This window comes from Bradyrhizobium sp. IAR9 (genome assembly GCF_013408065.1).
Lineage (GTDB): Bacteria > Pseudomonadota > Alphaproteobacteria > Rhizobiales > Xanthobacteraceae > Bradyrhizobium.
The window spans coordinates 111790-127191 of record NZ_JACBZW010000003.1; the positions used below are offsets into that span (position 1 = coordinate 111790).

Here is a 15402-nt window from a genome sequence, read left to right on the forward strand (position 1 = left end):
GGGAGCCTAACGGCCGAGGATGACACCGTCATTATGTCGCGCATCGCCCGATCGGGCGGCAAAAGGCCTCAACCCTTGTCGCTCTCGAGCCGGAAGATCTGCGAGCCTTCGCTGCCCGACAAAAGGCCGGTGTCGCTGTAGAGCTTCAGCTTGGTCCGGGTGTCGGCGATGTCGAGGTTGCGCATGGTCAGCTGGCCGATGCGGTCGGCCGGCGAGAACGCGGCATCCTCGACCTTCTCCATGCTGAGCCTTTCCGGCGCATAGGTGAGGTTCGGGCTCTCGGTGTTGAGGATCGAATAATCGTTGCCGCGGCGCAGCTCCAGCGTCACCTCGCCGGTAACGGCGCGCGCGACCCAGCGCTGCGCGGTCTCGCGCAGCATCAGGGCCTGCGAGTCGAACCAGCGGCCCTGATAAAGCAGCCGGCCGAGGCGCATGCCGCTGATGCGGTACTGCTCGATGGTGTCCTCGTTGTGGATGCCGGTGACGAGGCGCTCATAGGCGATGTGCAAGAGCGCCATGCCCGGCGCTTCATAGATGCCGCGGCTCTTGGCCTCGATGATGCGGTTCTCGATCTGGTCGCTCATACCGAGGCCGTGACGGCCACCGATGACGTTGGCCTCCAGGAACAGCGCGACGGGATCGGCGAAGGTCTGGCCGTTCAGCGCTGTGGGCTGACCTTCTTCAAAGCGCACGACGACCTTCTCGGCCTTGACGGCACAATCGTCGCGCCAGAATGGCACGCCCATGATCGGGTTGACGATCTTGATGCCGCTGTCGAGGCTCTCGAGATCCTTGGCCTCGTGCGTGGCGCCGAGCAGATTGCTGTCGGTCGAATACGCCTTCTCGGCGCTCATCTTGTAGGCAAAGCCCTGCGCGGTCATGAACGCCGACATCTCGGCGCGGCCGCCAAGCTCGTCGATGAACTGCTGGTCGAGCCAGGGCTTGTAGATCTTCAGGCCGGGATTGGTGAGCAGGCCGTAGCGGTAGAAGCGCTCGATGTCGTTGCCCTTGAAGGTCGAGCCGTCGCCCCAGATATTGACGCCGTCTTCCTTCATCGCCGCGACCAGCATCGTGCCGGTGACGGCGCGGCCGAGCGGGGTGGTATTGAAATAGGTGATACCGCCGGTCGAGATATGGAAGGCGCCCGACTGGATCGCGGCGATGCCCTCATGGACCAGCTGCGTGCGGCAATCGACGAGCCGGGCCTTCTCGGCACCGAACTCCATCGCCTTGCGCGGGATCTCGTTGTAGTCGGCCTCGTCGGGCTGGCCGAGATTGGCGGTGTAGGCATAGCAGCGCGCGCCCTTCTGCTTCATCCAGAGCAGCGCCGCCGAGGTGTCGAGGCCGCCCGAAAAAGCGATGCCGACTTTCTCACCCTTGGGCAGGCTTTTCAGGATCGTGGTCATGGCGCTTCCAATCGGGTCTCAAAGGGCTGATGTCATGGACGGGTTGACCGCGCGAATATCAAATTTCGCGGGGCTCGGCACCCATTTAATGGCTTAAACCGTGGGTTCGGGACCGGTCTTGCCGCCGAACAGGCGTCGGCGGAGCCGGTAGGCGGGCATGTTCAGCCGGGTCAGGGCGGCATCGACCGCCTCGTCCGAGAACCGGGTCCGTGGCCAGCGGTAAATCAGCGCGTAGGCAAACCAGATCACGACGAAACTGACGAGACCGGCGATCGCCACATCGGTGAAGAAATGACCGCCAAAGGCCATGCGCAGCCCGCTGGTGACGGCGCCGAACACCACCGCGCCGGCATAGGCGAGCGGGCGCCATGCCGGCGGCGCCAGCGCGGCCGGCGCCAGCGTCCAGAACGCGGTCGCGCCCTCGCCCGAGAAGAACGAGCAGTTGCGCGCGCAGCCGCCGCGCGGATCCCACCACGCCACGAACTGCTGGTCGCCGGCAAACTGCGTCACCACCACCGGGCGCGGGCGGCCCCAATAGGTCTTGAAGGCGAGGTTGGTGAGGATGCCGGCCGACATGATGATCGTGACCAGCAGGAACACGATCGCGCGACCCGACACCATCAAGGGACGGTCGGGCCGGATCATCTTGACCACGAGCGCCACAAGCGAGGGCAGCACGAAGGCCCAGGCGACCCACATCGCGGCGTCCCGCGCAAAGCCCGCCCAGTCGTTCAGCTTGAGCGGAAAGGTTTTGGTTTGGGGGTCGAAGAACAGCGACGCCAGCTTGAGATCGAGCTCGGGATAGAGGCCGAAAACAACGCCGATCACGAGCCACAGCGCCAAGGCGATGAAGAGTCCAGTCCGGTTCATGGCGGGCGGTTTAGCGGAGAGACGGCGACATGAAAACCCCGGTGAAGGTGCCCATCCTCCCCTGGGAGGGGAAGGATCGATCGCGCGAAGCGCGAGCGAGGTGGGGTGAAGCCACACAAATGGTCTCTCGTCCGTCCGCAAACACCAGTCCTCGACACCGCCGATGCGGATAGACTGTCACCCCACCCCGGATCGCATCTGCGATGCGATCCGACCCTCCCCCTCCAGGGGAGGGTGTCAGAGAGCATCATCTTGCATCCGGCCTTGAATTCGACGGCAGCGGCGGAGGCGGTCGGCGCGGGGGCGGCGGGATGCGCCAGGCGCCGGCATTGCGGCCGGCGATCAGCCAGTAGACCACGCCGGCGACGATGCCCGCGCCGGTCATGATCTCCAGATGGCGCCGCACGATGCCTTCGAACTGAAACGTGTCGGAGTGAAAGGGAACGAGGCCGAGATAGCAGGCAAGTCCGACGAGGCCGCCGCCGACGGCATAAGCGAGCGCGCTGCGGATGTAGAGGGCTTCGGTGATCGCAACGATCACTGCCGCCGGCACCAGCGCAAAGCCGGAGACGAAGATGAAGCCGAAGCCGAGCAAAATGTCGATCGCGCCCTGATCGACGGGGCCGGCGCCGAGATCGGCGAACTCCGGAAACAGCAGCGCGACGACCACGATCATGCCGCCGACGAAACAGGCGGCGAGGAAGCCGATGAAGATGACGATGAGGCGGCCGATCAGGGACATGCGGAGGAAGTCACCGTAGTCGTCATTGCGAGCGCAGCGACTTGTCCGCCGAAGCCTTGGCGAAGGCGGAAGCAATCCAGAGATACGTCTGCAGACGCAGTCTGGATTGCTTCGTCGCTACGCTCCTCGCAATGACGAGGATGCGAGAGCGCGGTCATGACAACCTAATCCGTCATCGCCATGGCGCGCAGTGCCTGCCGTTCCCTCGCGCTGAGCTTCTCGGTCTCCGACTTGAGCTGGCCGCAGGCGGCGAGGATGTCGCGGCCGCGCGGCGTGCGCACCGGCGAGGAATAGCCGGCATTAAAAATGTATTCGGAGAATTTCTCGATCTGGTCCCAGTCCGAACATTCATAGGCGGTTCCGGGCCAGGGATTGAACGGGATCAGGTTGATCTTGGCGTGAATGCCCTTGAGCAGCTTCACCAGCAGCTTTGCATCGTCGAGCGAATCGTTGACGCCCTTGAGCATCACATATTCGAAGGTGATGCGGCGCGCGTTGGAAGCGCCGGGATAATCGCGGCAGGCCTGCAGCAGCTCCTTGATCGGATATTTGCGGTTGAGCGGCACCAGCTCGTTGCGCAGCTCGTCGCGAACCGCATGCAGCGAGATCGCGAGCATGACGCCGATCTCCTCGCCGGCGCGCACGATGTTCGGCACCACGCCCGAGGTCGACAGCGTGATGCGTCGGCGGGAGATACCGATGCCTTCATTGTCGCCGACGATCAGCAGCGCATCGCGCACCGCGTCGAAATTATAGAGCGGCTCGCCCATTCCCATCATCACGATATTGGTGACGCGGCGTGTGCCGTCCTCGCGATCGGCCCAATCGTTCAGGCGATCCCGCGCCACCATGATCTGTCCGACGATCTCGCCCGCGGTGAGATTGCGCACCAGGCGCTGCGTGCCGGTGTGGCAGAAAGAACAGTTCAGCGTGCAGCCGACCTGCGAGGAGACGCACAGCGTGCCGCGATCGGTCTCGGGAATGTAGACGCATTCGACTTCATGAGCGCGCTCGACATTGTCGCCGCTCGGCAGACGCAGCAGCCATTTGCGGGTACCGTCGTTGGAGATCTGCTCGGCCACGACTTCGGGCCGGTCGACCGTAAAATGCTGCGCGAGCTCGGCGCGAATGCCCTTCGAGATCGAGGTCATGTCGTCGAAGCTCTGGGCGCCGCGAAAATAGAGCCAGTGCCAGAGCTGCTGCACGCGCATCTTGCGCTGCGCCGGCGCGACGCCGATCTCGCCGAGGCGATCGGCAAGCTCCGTGCGCGACAGACCGATCAGCGAAGGCCTCGCCGGCGGCACATAGGTCTCGAGTGGCGTCTTCTCCACCAGGATTGCGTTATGCGGCTCGGTCGTCGGTTGCATTGAATGAACCTAAAGGTTTTGCGGCGTTTCAGAATGGTCCGAAGGGATCGCAAAGCGACCCTGAGGACCAGACCTCAGGTGCGCAACTGCGCACCGGGGGAGCTCGAGATTCCGGGTTCGATGCTGCGCATCGCCCCGGAATGACGGAAGAAATCTGGAACCGGCCTTATATAGCAACCGGAACAGCCGATTGCGACCGTGACTGTCGCTTAGCCTTAAAGGACTAAGCCTTACCGCCGGCAGTCCTGCGCGATCTTGTCGAGCGCCTGGGCGAGGCCCTTCAGCGAGAACGTGTCGGTCGTCTCGGTGCCCTTGGCCGAGACCCCCTTGACGACCAGCTCGGCGGATTTGCGCATGGCTTCGACCATCCGCTCCTCCTCGGCCGCGTTCTTGATCCAGAGGCCGTCGCCCTGCGTGTACATGGCGAAGGCGGCGCCGCCGACCTCGACCGACGATTCCGAGCCCGGCTTCAGCGCGTAACCGATCATGACCGAAACTTCGTTGTTCACCTTCTCGGCCGGACGGGTCGAGACGAAGGCATAAGCGGGATCGCGCGGCCGATTCGGCGGATTGGTCTTCGACGACGAGGGTTTTGCCAGCGCGAAGCAGACCTTCTTGCCGTTGGGCGTCGCCGAATAAGCGCCCCAGGTGCCGAACTGGCCGATCAGGGTCGGCTCCGCGCCACCCGCAACCGCTGCGGGCGGAGCCGCAGGCTTGCTCTCGGGCTTTGCCGCGCTCTTTGCAGCCGTATTGGCCGCCGGAGCCGCCGACTTCGGTGCGGCCTTCGGCGCCGGTTGCGTCGTCTGCGCCCGCGCAAGATCGGCGATCCCGCACGTCATCATGCCGATCATCAAAGCTAAAGATAGCACCCGCCACATGCTGGAGTGGTTCCCTCAATATTGTGACTGGAAGATGGCCCGGCCGCGCTTTGTCCCCCGGCAGGGATAACCGGGAAAGTCCAATTTGGGAAGGCAGTTAGCGGTATCAGCGCCGCCTTAAGCTTTGGACCGCGCGGCGCGCTGGTTGGCCCATTGCGTCTCGGTCCAACGTAACAAATCCTCGGCGCCGGAACTGCGCAAATGCGCGCCACCGTCGATGACGACCATCTCGCCATTGATGTAGGCGGCGCGGTCCGAGACCAGGAAGCTGGCGAGATCGGCAAGCTCGCCGTGCTCTCCGGTCCGGCCAAGCGGGTTGCGCGCGGTCCAGCCTTCGTCACGGCCTTCGGGGCGGAGCTGGCCCGACGCGCCCGCGGTCGGGAACGGACCAGGGGCGATGGCGACGGTGCGGATGCCTTTCGGGCCCCATTCCACGGCGAGACTTCTGGTCATCGCCAGCAGCGCCGATTTCGCCATCGCCGAGGGCACGGTGAAGGCGCGGCCGGTGATGGTCGAGGTCGAGAGGATCGAGAGCACGACGCCGCCATGCTGGTCCTCGATCCAGCGCCTGCCTGCGGCCAGCGTGCAGTACATCGCGCCATGCAACGTCGGCGCCAGGATCGCATCGGCGGCGCGGAACGACAGATGCTCGCTCTGTGCGATGAACGTCGCAGCGGCGTTGTTGACGAGGATGTCGAGCGGCGCCTCGCGCCAGATCTGTTCCATCATGCTGTCGACGGCCGCGCCGTCGCGGATGTCGCAGGCGATCGTCGTGACCTTGCCACCTGTCTCCTCGCGCATCTCGCTCGCGGTTGCTTCCAGCCGGTCGAGCTTGCGGCCGCAGATCACGAGCTCGGCGCCGAGTGCAAGGAAACGGCGCCCCATCGCGGCGCCGAGGCCCGAGCCGCCGCCGGTGACGAGGATGCGCTTGTCCCTCAGCAGGCCTGTTTCAAACATCGTTTGAATCCTCCCTTTTCTTCTTGCTCCGTCATTGCGAGCGCAGCGAAGCAATCCAGAATCCGTCCGGCGGAAATAGTCTGGATTGCTTGCTGCGCTCGGATGACGAGGATAGGCCCTCGCGCCGCCCGAGACAAAGAATCCGGATTGTCCGGCCGCAGTAAATCCGGCAGAAACGGCCAAACTATAATTCCACCCAAAACGCCCAAGGTGCCGCTATGAAAGCCATCCTCTGCTCGCAATATTGCCAGCCTGACGATCTCGTACTGGCTGAGGTGCCGGATCCGGTGGCAGGTCCCGGTGAAGCGGTGATCGCGATCAAGGCGGCGGCGCTGAACTTCTTCGACATCCTGATGATTCAGGGCAAGTATCAGATCAAGCCGCCGTTCCCGTTCTCGCCGGCCGCGGAAGTCGCGGGCGTGATCGAGAGCATCGGCTCCGGCGTGACCGATCTGAAAGTCGGCGATCGCGTCGTCGCTTCCTGCGGCCACAACGGCGCGCGCGAGAAGATCGCGCTGCCGGCGGCGTCGATCGTGAAGATCCCCGACAATCTCGACTACGACCGCGCGGCCGGCATCATCATCATCTACGGCACGGCGCTTCATGCGTTGGAAGATCGCGCCAGCCCGAAGCCGGGCGAGACGCTCGCGGTGTTAGGTGCGGCCGGCGGCACCGGCCTTGCCGCCTGCGAGCTCGGCAAGCTGATGGGCCTGAAGGTGATCGCCTGCGCCTCGTCGGACGAGAAGCTCGAATTCGCGAAGGCGCACGGCGCCGAGCTGACGCTGAACTACGCCAAGGAAGACCTCAAGGAAGGTTTGCGAAAACTCACGGGTGGCAAGGGCGTCGACATCATCTTCGATCCGGTTGGTGGTGCCTATGCCGAGCAGGCGCTGCGCTCGATCGCCTGGGAAGGCCGCTTCCTCGTGATCGGTTTCGCCGCGGGCGACATTCCGAAGATGCCGCTGAACCTCGCGCTGCTGAAAGGCTGCGACATCCGCGGCGTGTTCTGGGGCGCCTGGACGCGGCAGAATCCGGAGAAGAACCGCGCCAATCTCGAGAAGCTCGTGAAGTGGACGGCGGAAGGAAAGATCTCGTCGCATGTCGACCGCACCTTCCCGCTGGCGCAGACAGCAGATGCACTGAAGGTGCTCGCGGGACGTCAGGCCATGGGCAAGGTGATTTTGCATCCGTGAGGACGTAGGCGTCGCCATCGCCACATACAAAACTGTCACCGCTCGAATCGCTGGCGTCGCTGAAGCTGCGCCAGCTTTTTCGTGCGCCGTCGCTTGGTAATGAGCCCTCAACCATTCCCGCCAAAATTGCGGTGCATTCCCCTGCTTTGCCGCAATCAAACCCAAATCTCTCCCGATTCGCGCAAATCGTCGTCGTTTTTTGGGCTGATTCAGACGGCGATTTACCGGTTCCAGTTTGCGGGGTACCTCTGGACAACAATAAAAAGACTGAAGCCGGGAATGCCCCTGCGTTGCGTTAGTAATGGGGAGCATCACCATGGAGACGACGGCGTTCCGCCCGTCCAAGGAGTCGAGTGCGCTCGACTTCAATCGAGCCGCATCACATCCGCCGACCGCGTCCTTTGTCCGTGCGCGCGCCGCACGGGCCGATCTTTCGCAGGACGATCCGATTCCGCTGTTCCTGTCCGATCCGCTCGGCGCGCCGGACCCAAGCGAATATACGCCGGTGGAGTTGCGTTCCAGAATTGTGCCGCGTGTTCTCGCGGCTGTTCTGGCAGCGTCCACCCTGGCAGTTCTGGCCGTATTGTTTCAATCCGACTTTCGCGGCTTCTTCACCGCCAACGCCGGTAGCTGGGTGGGGCTTGCGCCGGACATGGCCATGGCGTCGGCCAACGCGCCGGCGATACCACAGACCCCGCTCAAGGATCCGGCCCGCGTGTCCAACACGACGCTGGCGAGCGCCGACGCACGGGACCTCCCTGCACCGACGGTGCCAAGCCGCGAAGCGATAGCGACCGCCTATCAGGTTGCGCTGCAAGCGCAAGGACCGGTGCAAGGACCGGTGCAAGCACCGGAGCCCGTCGCCGCACAGCCTGCACCGCCTGAATCGGTCAGGACGCTCGACGCCGACACGCTGGCAGCGTTGATGACGCGCGCGAAGAGCCTGTTGAGGATCGGTGACATCGCCGCAGCGCGGCTGCTGCTCGAACGCGCGGCCAATGCGCAAGATGCAACGGCCGCGCTTCTGCTGGCGCAGACCTATGATCCCACGGTGCTCGGCACCAGCGATGCGCGAAGTGTCATTGCCGACGCATCCGCCGCACGTGACTGGTACCAGCGGGCTGCATCACTCGGATCGGCGGAGGCGCGCCAGCGTCTCGTCCGGATTCAGAACTAGAACTCTTCAGGGGACATCATGCGTAACGCTTTTGGAATGGCACTTGCCGCCATCATGACGATCTATGCCTCCACCGCCGGCGCCGAGCAGACCGAATACGATCCGGCCAAGGTCTCGGACGGCCTGAAGGCCATCTTCCAGTTCGGCTCGACCTCGACCAAGCAGGCGCTGAACGCCAACACCGTCACGCTGATCACCGGCACGATCGGCGGCACCTACGTGCAGTTCGGCGCCGACCTCGCCTCGGTGCTCGACGACGGCAACAAGATCCGCGTGCTGCCGATCGTCGGCCGTGGCTCGGTGCAGAGCGTCGCCGACATCCTGTTCCTGCAAGGGGTCGATCTCGGCATCGTGCGGGCCGACACGCTCGACTATCTCGAGCGCAAGGGTTTTGCCAAGGACATCAAGAAGCAATTCACCTATGTGACGAAGCTCTACAACGAAGAGATGCAGGTGATCGCGCCGAAATCTGTTGCGACGCTGAAGGATCTCGAAGGCAAGACGGTCAGCGTCGACCTGCCCAATGGCGGCACCTTCGTCACCGCGCTCACCGTATTCGAGCGGCTCGGCATCAAGGCGAAATTCGTCTATGTCGAGCAGCGCATCGCAATGGAAAAGCTGAAGGCCGGTGAGATCGACGCCGTCATCGTGGTCGGCGGCAAGCCGTACAAATCAGTCTCGACCTTCGGCAATGACGGCCGCTTCCATCTTGCCAAGGTCGACTATGCAAAGCCGCTCCAGAGCGACTATCTGCCGGCGACGCTGACGACCAAGGACTATCCGAATCTGATCAAGGAGGGCGAGAGCGTGGACACCATCGCGGTGCCAGCGGTGCTCGCGGCCTATAGTTGGGCGCCAAACACCGAACGCTATCGCAAGCTCGCGCTGTTCGTGGACGCGTTCTTCACGAAATTCCCGGCGCTCCAGAACCCGCCCTTCCATCCCAAGTGGAAGGAGGTCTCGCTCGCGGCGCCCCTGTCGGGTTGGAACAGATTGCCGGTGGCGCAGCAATGGCTCGACAAGCACGGCGTCGAGCCGGTGACACGGCAACGATTCGAGGCGTTCCTGAAGCAGAGCCCCACGGCCGCAAAGGTCTCCGACGCGGACAGGGAAACGCTGTTCAAGCAATTCCAGGCATGGGACGCGGAGAAGGCGCGGGTGGAGGCGGGCAAGAAATAGCGAGCGCGTTTCGTCGCCACACACTCAGTGTCATCGCCCGGCTTGACCAATGGCCAACCTGTCAGCGATGTGTCCGAACAGGTGTCAGCCATGTCCCCGGACTACACATCAAGCCGGGGCATGACAGCGGAATGTGTGGTTGAATCCGCGTTGACTACGCCGCCTCCATGTCCGCATCGCCCTCCTCATCCACCCCACGCTTCAGCACAGCACGGGCGGCTTCGCGGTGCTCATTGGTGATGTGGCCGGAAACCATGCGGATGGCGGTGGCGAGTACCGCGGCGTCGTCGGCGAATCCGAGGACCGGCATCACGTCGGCGACGAAATCGAACGGCAGGATGAAATAGGCGATCGCACCCAACAGCGCGGCCTGGACGTGGCGCGGGGTCTGCCGGTCGAACGCGCAGTAATAGGCAGCAAGCAGGTCTTCCGCGAACGGCAGCTGCGCGGCGACACGCTTCAGCTTGCGCCAGAAGCGGCGGCGCACGCTCTCACGGTCTTCCGCGAGCCGATCGGCCGGCTCGAAACCGACGCTGTGTTCGGCAGCCATGTTCGACAAACTCCCCGTTCAGCCGGGCGACGGATCGCCGATCCCGGCTGATCACAAGATGGGGATGTGGCCGATCCCTGCAAGATGTCGGCCCGGTCTCAGCCTGCGATCGCGTTCATCGTCTTGGCCAGCGCGATGTCGAGCGCCGTGACGCCGCCGGCGTCGTGGGTCGACAGCACCACCTCCACCGTCTTGTAGACGTTGCGCCATTCGGGGTGGTGATCCATCTTCTCGGCGGCCAGCGCAGCGCGGGTCATGAAGCCGAACGCCTCGTTGAAATCCTTGAAGATAAAGGTTTTGCCGATGGCATCCCGGCCCTGAACCTCGCTCCAACCGGGTAGTCCACCCAGCGCCTGCCTGCGCGCCTCCGCCGAAAGCCGATCTGCCATGGTCATGTCTCCGTCCTTCAGGGGAACTTTACCCTAACACCCCGCTGACGCCCGGGTTCATACGGGGATTTCCGCCATCCGCTAACCATGACGGAGATGTAACCCCGCCGGACAAGAAATTTGCTACAATTACGGGCGTAAATCGCCGGCCAAGATGAAACTGAGCCTGAAGCGCCTGTTTGGGAGATCGATGACCGGGGGATTGGACCTGGCCGAAACGCCCTCTCCGCCTTCGCCGCGATCCGCGGCGCGGAAGACCGCGCTCGTGTCTCTTGCGCTCGTGCTTGCGATCATCGGTGCGCTCGTCGGCGGCTACTACTTCGCCATGCGGCCGGTGACGTTGAAGATCGCGGTCGGTCCCGCCAACAGCGACGACGTCAAGGTCGTGCAGGCGCTGACGCAGGCCTTCACGCAGAGCAAGGGCCAGGTGCGGCTGCGGCCGATCCAGACCGACGGCGCCACCGCCAGTGCCAATGCGCTTGCGGAAGGCAAGGTCGATCTCGCCATCGTGCGCGGCGACCTCGACGTCCCCAAGAACGCGCAAGCGGTCGCGACCCTGCGCAAGAACGTCGTGGTGCTGTGGTCCGTGCCTAGCAAAGGCAAGAAGCGGGGCGCGAAGATCACCAAGATCTCGCAGCTCGCCGGCCATCGCGTCGGCGTCGTCGGCCGCACCCAGGCCAACGTCAATCTGCTCAAGGTGATCCTCCTGCAATACAACGTCGATCCCGCCAAGGTCGAGATCGTGCAATTCCCGGCCAACGAGGTCGCCGAGGCGATCAAGGCCCAGAAGGCCGACGTCTATCTCGCGGCCGGCCCGGTCAACAGCAAGATCACGGCGGATGCGATCGCCGCCTCCACCAAGGATTTCGGCGCGCCGAGCTTCCTCGCGATCGAGTCCGCGGATGCGATCGCGCAGAACCACCCGGTCTACGAAGCGTCCGAGATTCCCGCCGGCACCTATGGCGGCTCGCCCGCCCGCCCGGACGACGAGGTCAAGACCATCAGCTTCTCGCACCACGTCGTGGCGCGCAAAGGCGTGTCCGAAACCACCATCGCGGCGTTCACGCGCCAGCTCTTCGCCGTGCGCCAGCAGCTGGTGACGGAATTCCCGCTGGCGGCGAAGATCGAGACACCCGACACCGACAAGGACGCGGTGATCCCGGTGCATCCGGGCGCCGCCGCCTTCGTCGACGGCGAGGAAAAGACCTTCCTCGACAAATACAGCGATTACATCTGGTGGAGCCTGATGGCGTTGTCCGCCATGGGCTCGATCGGCGCCTGGTTCGCGGGCTATCTGAAGAAGGACGAGCGCGACAACAACAACCATCAGCGCGAACGGCTGCTCGACATGATCGCCGCCGCACGCAAATGCGAGACGACCGAAGAGCTCGACCAGATGCAGACCGAGGCCGACGAGATCCTGCGCGACACGCTGCGCTGCTTCGATCACGGCGCGATCGAGGAAGCCGCGCTCACCGCCTTCAACATCGCACTCGACCAGTTCCACGCCGCCGTCGCCGACCGCAAGGCGGTGCTGTTCAGCCTGCCGCAGAACCTGCAGCGGGCCGGCGCCCAGTTCAGGGCCGCCGGCAACGCGTGAGCGCTTGCGCGCGTTATCGCTGCGTCACATTGTCTCAATATAGGTTCACCGTCATTCCGGGGCGCGCAACGCGCGAATCCGGAATCTCGAGATTCCGGGTTCTGATCCTTCGGACCGTCCGGGAATGACGGCGCGAGATGCGCGCAGCACAGCGAGCCAAGCATGAACATCAAATTCTCCCGCCGCCGCTTCCTCGCCACCGGCGCCGGTACGCTCGGCGCGGTCGCGATGCCCTATCTCTCGCGCGCGGCCGATCGGCCGATGGTCACTCATGGCGTCCAGTCGGGCGACGTCACGGTGGACGGCGGTGTGGTGTGGGCGCGCACCGACCGGCCCGCGCAGATGCTGGTCGAGGTGGCGACGACGGAGTCATTCAGGGATGCCCGTGCGCTGCCGCCGATCGCAGCGCTCCCCGAGAGCGACTTCACCGCGAAGATGCTGATCGAGAACTTGCCGGGCGGCCAGGACATTTTTTACCGCGTCCGCTTCCGCGATCTCTCCCACAGCGCGATCGAGGGCGAGCCGGTGGTCGGCCGCTTCCGCACCGCGCCGGCCGACCGCCGCGACGTCAGCTTCGTCTGGGGCGGAGACGTCGCCGGCCAGGGCTGGGGCATCAATCCTGACGACGGCGGCATGTTCACCTTCTCGGCGATGCGCAAGCACCGTCCGGATTTCTTCCTGCATTCGGGCGACACCATCTATGCCGACGGCCCGATTGTATCCGAGGTGAAGCTCGCCGACGGCAAGCTCTGGAAGAACGTCACCATCCCCGAGAAGACCAAGGTCGCCGAGACGCTGGACGAGTACCGCGCCGCGCACAAATACAATCTCATCGACGACAACCTCCGCGCCTTCAATGCCGAGGTGCCGATCTTCGTGCAATGGGACGACCACGAGGTGACCAACAACTGGTCGCTGTCGAAGGAATTGCCGGCCGCCTACAAGGAGCGCGACATCGCCCTGCTCGCCGCCCGCGCGGGCCGCGCCTTCCACGAGATGTATCCGATGCGCGAGAGCATCGTCGAGCCGGGGCGGGTCTATCGCCAGATCTCCTACGGCCCGCATCTCGATGTGTTCGTGCTCGACGAGCGTAGCTATCGCGGCCCGAACGGCGCCAATCTCGAAACCGCTTACGGCCCCGCCAGCTACTTCCTCGGCCCGGACCAGATCGCCTGGCTCAAGCGCGGCCTGCTCAATTCACGCGCGACCTGGAAGGTGATCGCTTCCGACATGCCGCTCAGCCTCGTCGTCGCGGACACGCCGAAGGGCGGCTCGGAAGCAATCGCGCAGGGTGACGGCCCGGTCCGCGGCCGCGAGTTCGAGATCGCCGACATCCTGCGTTTCATCAAGATGGCGCCGATCAGCAACACGGTGTGGCTGACGGCGGACGTGCACTACGCCGCCGCGCATTATTACGATCCGAACAAGGCGCAATTCCAGGAGTTCGAGCCGTTCTGGGAATTCGTCTCGGGCCCGCTGCATGCCGGCACGTTCGGTCCGAACGCGCTCGACAACACCTTTGGACCCGAGGTGCGCTTCGTCAAGGCGCCGGGCAAGGACAGCCAGAACCTGCCGCCCTCCGCCGGCATGCAGTTCTTCGGTCACGTCAAGATCGACGGCGCCTCGGGCCAGATGACGGTGACCTTGCGCGACCGCGCCGACGTCGCGCTGTGGTCGACCACGCTCGATCCGAAGCAGGCCTGATCGCTAGTCGAGGGCGCGCACCTTGAGCGCCGCCTCCAGCGCGTCGCTCGAGCACGGCTTCTGCAACCGCGGCTGGCCCGAGAATTCAGGCGGAATGCGCGCCTCGGCGCCATAGCCGGTAACGAAGACGAACGGGATCTTCAGCGCAGCCAGCCGCTCCGCGACCGCAAAGCTGGTCTCGCGGATCAACTCGACATCGAGCAGCGCGAAATCGGGCGCGCGGTTGGCGATGGCGCCGAGCGCCTGCGTCACCGACCCGACGGTCCGCACGCCCGGCACTCCAAACCCGAGCAGACGGTCCTCGAAATCGATGGCGATGATCGGATCGTCTTCGACGATCAGAACGTCGGCCGGCCAGCTTGAGCCATTGGAAAGTGCGGGTGTCATGATCGCATCTTGTGTGTGGGGGTTCGGATCAGGACTGCCGCGCCACGATGCCTGCGCATAGCGCATCGGAGGGTTCCCGGAACGAAACCCACCACATTGCCGTTCTCTAGTCTGTCCACTTGTGCACACAGGGAATGCAAGGAACTCGTTAAGGTGGGGAGGAAGATCGGAGTTCACGATGGATGCGCGTATCAGCAAGATGATCGAGGTCGAGAGCCGTCCGGCCAACAATTTGTTGCGGCGCTTGAGCCAGGCAGACTACGCATTGCTCGCACCGCATGTGACCGTCGAAAATTCCGCAGCCAGCCAGCTGCTCTACAGCCCCGGTGACGACGTCCAGGTCGTCCACTTCCCCTGCGGACCGGCGCTCGCGACCTTTCTGGTCCCCAACGAGGATGGCCGAGACGTCGAGACCATCCTGGTCGGCCGCGAAGGCGCGGTGGGCGGCATCGTCAGCGAGGGATTCCTGCCGGCCTATACCCGGATCTGCGTGAAATTCGGCGGCCCGTTTGCGCGCGTTCATGTCGCCAAGCTGGAAGCGGCCAAGCTGCGCTCGGCGTCGCTGCGCAACATCTTTGCCCGCTATGCCGATTGCATGCTGGCGCAGATCTTCCAGTCGACCGCGTGCAATGCGATCCATTCGATCGAGCAGCGGACCGCCAAATGGATCCTGGCGGCGATGGAGCGCACCGGCGACGAGGACAGCGTGCCGCTGACCCACGAACAGCTTGCGACGCTGCTGGGCGTTGGCCGCTCCTATGCAAGCCGCGTGCTTCAGTCGTTCAAGGCGGAACGGATTCTCGACACGAGGCGCGGATCGATCCTGGTTCGCAACCGCGACGGCCTGAGGCTTCGCGCCTGCCTGTGCAACGACGCGGTGAAGATGCATTTCGAGGAGGTGCTGCGCGGCGTCTATCCGACCGAGGAGCGGGAGGCCGGGTAGCGATCCGCCTCGCTTCCCCGGCGTGGAGAACGAGCAGGCGCACTATCCCGCTCGGCCGGA

At 64.3% G+C, this 15402-nt stretch carries 15 protein-coding genes; 6 read left to right on the plus strand and 9 right to left on the minus strand.

Features of this window, described 5'->3' with window-relative positions; translation table 11 throughout:
- Nucleotides 1-68 precede the first annotated feature (68 nt).
- The 6 genes from argG to GGD67_RS09570 all read right to left on the minus strand — a co-directional run bounded on the left by argG (nt 69) and on the right by GGD67_RS09570 (nt 6220).
- Nucleotides 69-1406: an argininosuccinate synthase gene (gene argG / locus GGD67_RS09545; RefSeq protein WP_018318939.1), complete on the minus strand. Its 1338-nt coding sequence runs from the start codon at nt 1404-1406 to the stop codon at nt 69-71.
- A 93-nt stretch (nt 1407-1499) separates the two neighbouring features.
- On the minus strand, nt 1500-2276 hold the full coding sequence (locus tag GGD67_RS09550; protein ID WP_179732359.1) for a phosphatase PAP2 family protein: 777 nt from the start codon (nt 2274-2276) through the stop codon (nt 1500-1502).
- Nucleotides 2277-2523: 247 nt separating this feature from the next.
- The gene (locus tag GGD67_RS09555; RefSeq protein WP_018318941.1) at nt 2524-3018 is read right to left on the minus strand and encodes a hypothetical protein; all 495 of its coding nucleotides are present in this window, start codon (nt 3016-3018) and stop codon (nt 2524-2526) included.
- A gap of 164 nt (nt 3019-3182) precedes the next feature.
- Complete coding sequence (gene rlmN, locus GGD67_RS09560; protein WP_179732361.1) at nt 3183-4385, minus strand: 23S rRNA (adenine(2503)-C(2))-methyltransferase RlmN; 1203 nt, start codon at nt 4383-4385, stop codon at nt 3183-3185.
- Between the two features lie 230 nt (nt 4386-4615).
- A complete protein-coding gene (locus GGD67_RS09565) occupies nt 4616-5263 on the minus strand; it encodes an invasion associated locus B family protein (protein WP_018318943.1) in 648 nt (215 codons plus the stop codon).
- A 117-nt stretch (nt 5264-5380) separates the two neighbouring features.
- Nucleotides 5381-6220 carry an SDR family oxidoreductase gene (locus tag GGD67_RS09570; RefSeq protein ID WP_179732363.1) on the minus strand — a complete coding sequence of 280 codons (840 nt, stop codon included), beginning with the start codon at nt 6218-6220 and terminating at the stop codon, nt 5381-5383.
- Between the two features lie 218 nt (nt 6221-6438).
- On the opposite strand from GGD67_RS09570, the gene GGD67_RS09575 reads away from it, so the two are divergent.
- The 3 genes from GGD67_RS09575 (at nt 6439) to GGD67_RS09585 (ending at nt 9769) form a co-directional block, all read left to right on the plus strand.
- Nucleotides 6439-7413, plus strand: a complete 975-nt coding sequence (locus GGD67_RS09575; RefSeq protein ID WP_018318945.1) for an NADPH:quinone oxidoreductase family protein — start codon at nt 6439-6441, stop codon at nt 7411-7413.
- A 316-nt stretch (nt 7414-7729) separates the two neighbouring features.
- A complete protein-coding gene (locus GGD67_RS09580) occupies nt 7730-8590 on the plus strand; it encodes a hypothetical protein (RefSeq protein WP_179732365.1) in 861 nt (286 codons plus the stop codon).
- Between the two features lie 18 nt (nt 8591-8608).
- A complete protein-coding gene (locus GGD67_RS09585) occupies nt 8609-9769 on the plus strand; it encodes a TAXI family TRAP transporter solute-binding subunit (RefSeq protein ID WP_018318946.1) in 1161 nt (386 codons plus the stop codon).
- 154 nt (nt 9770-9923) lie between these two features.
- Here GGD67_RS09585 and GGD67_RS09590 read toward each other — a convergent pair whose 3' ends face one another.
- Together GGD67_RS09590 and GGD67_RS09595 are read right to left on the minus strand one after the other, a co-directional pair.
- Nucleotides 9924-10319, minus strand: a complete 396-nt coding sequence (locus GGD67_RS09590) for a YkvA family protein (RefSeq protein WP_179732367.1) — start codon at nt 10317-10319, stop codon at nt 9924-9926.
- Nucleotides 10320-10417: 98 nt separating this feature from the next.
- Complete coding sequence (locus GGD67_RS09595) at nt 10418-10714, minus strand: 4a-hydroxytetrahydrobiopterin dehydratase (RefSeq protein WP_018318948.1); 297 nt, start codon at nt 10712-10714, stop codon at nt 10418-10420.
- Between the two features lie 148 nt (nt 10715-10862).
- Between GGD67_RS09595 and GGD67_RS09600 the strand changes: the two genes are divergently transcribed.
- Together GGD67_RS09600 and GGD67_RS09605 are read left to right on the plus strand one after the other, a co-directional pair.
- Nucleotides 10863-12308: a TAXI family TRAP transporter solute-binding subunit gene (locus GGD67_RS09600; RefSeq protein ID WP_179732369.1), complete on the plus strand. Its 1446-nt coding sequence runs from the start codon at nt 10863-10865 to the stop codon at nt 12306-12308.
- A gap of 162 nt (nt 12309-12470) precedes the next feature.
- Nucleotides 12471-14012 carry an alkaline phosphatase gene (locus GGD67_RS09605; protein WP_179732371.1) on the plus strand — a complete coding sequence of 514 codons (1542 nt, stop codon included), beginning with the start codon at nt 12471-12473 and terminating at the stop codon, nt 14010-14012.
- A gap of 3 nt (nt 14013-14015) precedes the next feature.
- On the opposite strand, the gene GGD67_RS09610 is transcribed toward GGD67_RS09605, so the two are convergent.
- Complete coding sequence (locus GGD67_RS09610) at nt 14016-14399, minus strand: response regulator (RefSeq protein ID WP_026202102.1); 384 nt, start codon at nt 14397-14399, stop codon at nt 14016-14018.
- Between the two features lie 178 nt (nt 14400-14577).
- Here GGD67_RS09610 and GGD67_RS09615 point away from each other — a divergent pair, with 178 nt between their 5' ends.
- On the plus strand, nt 14578-15342 hold the full coding sequence (locus GGD67_RS09615) for a Crp/Fnr family transcriptional regulator (protein WP_018318952.1): 765 nt from the start codon (nt 14578-14580) through the stop codon (nt 15340-15342).
- Nucleotides 15343-15402 lie beyond the last annotated feature (60 nt).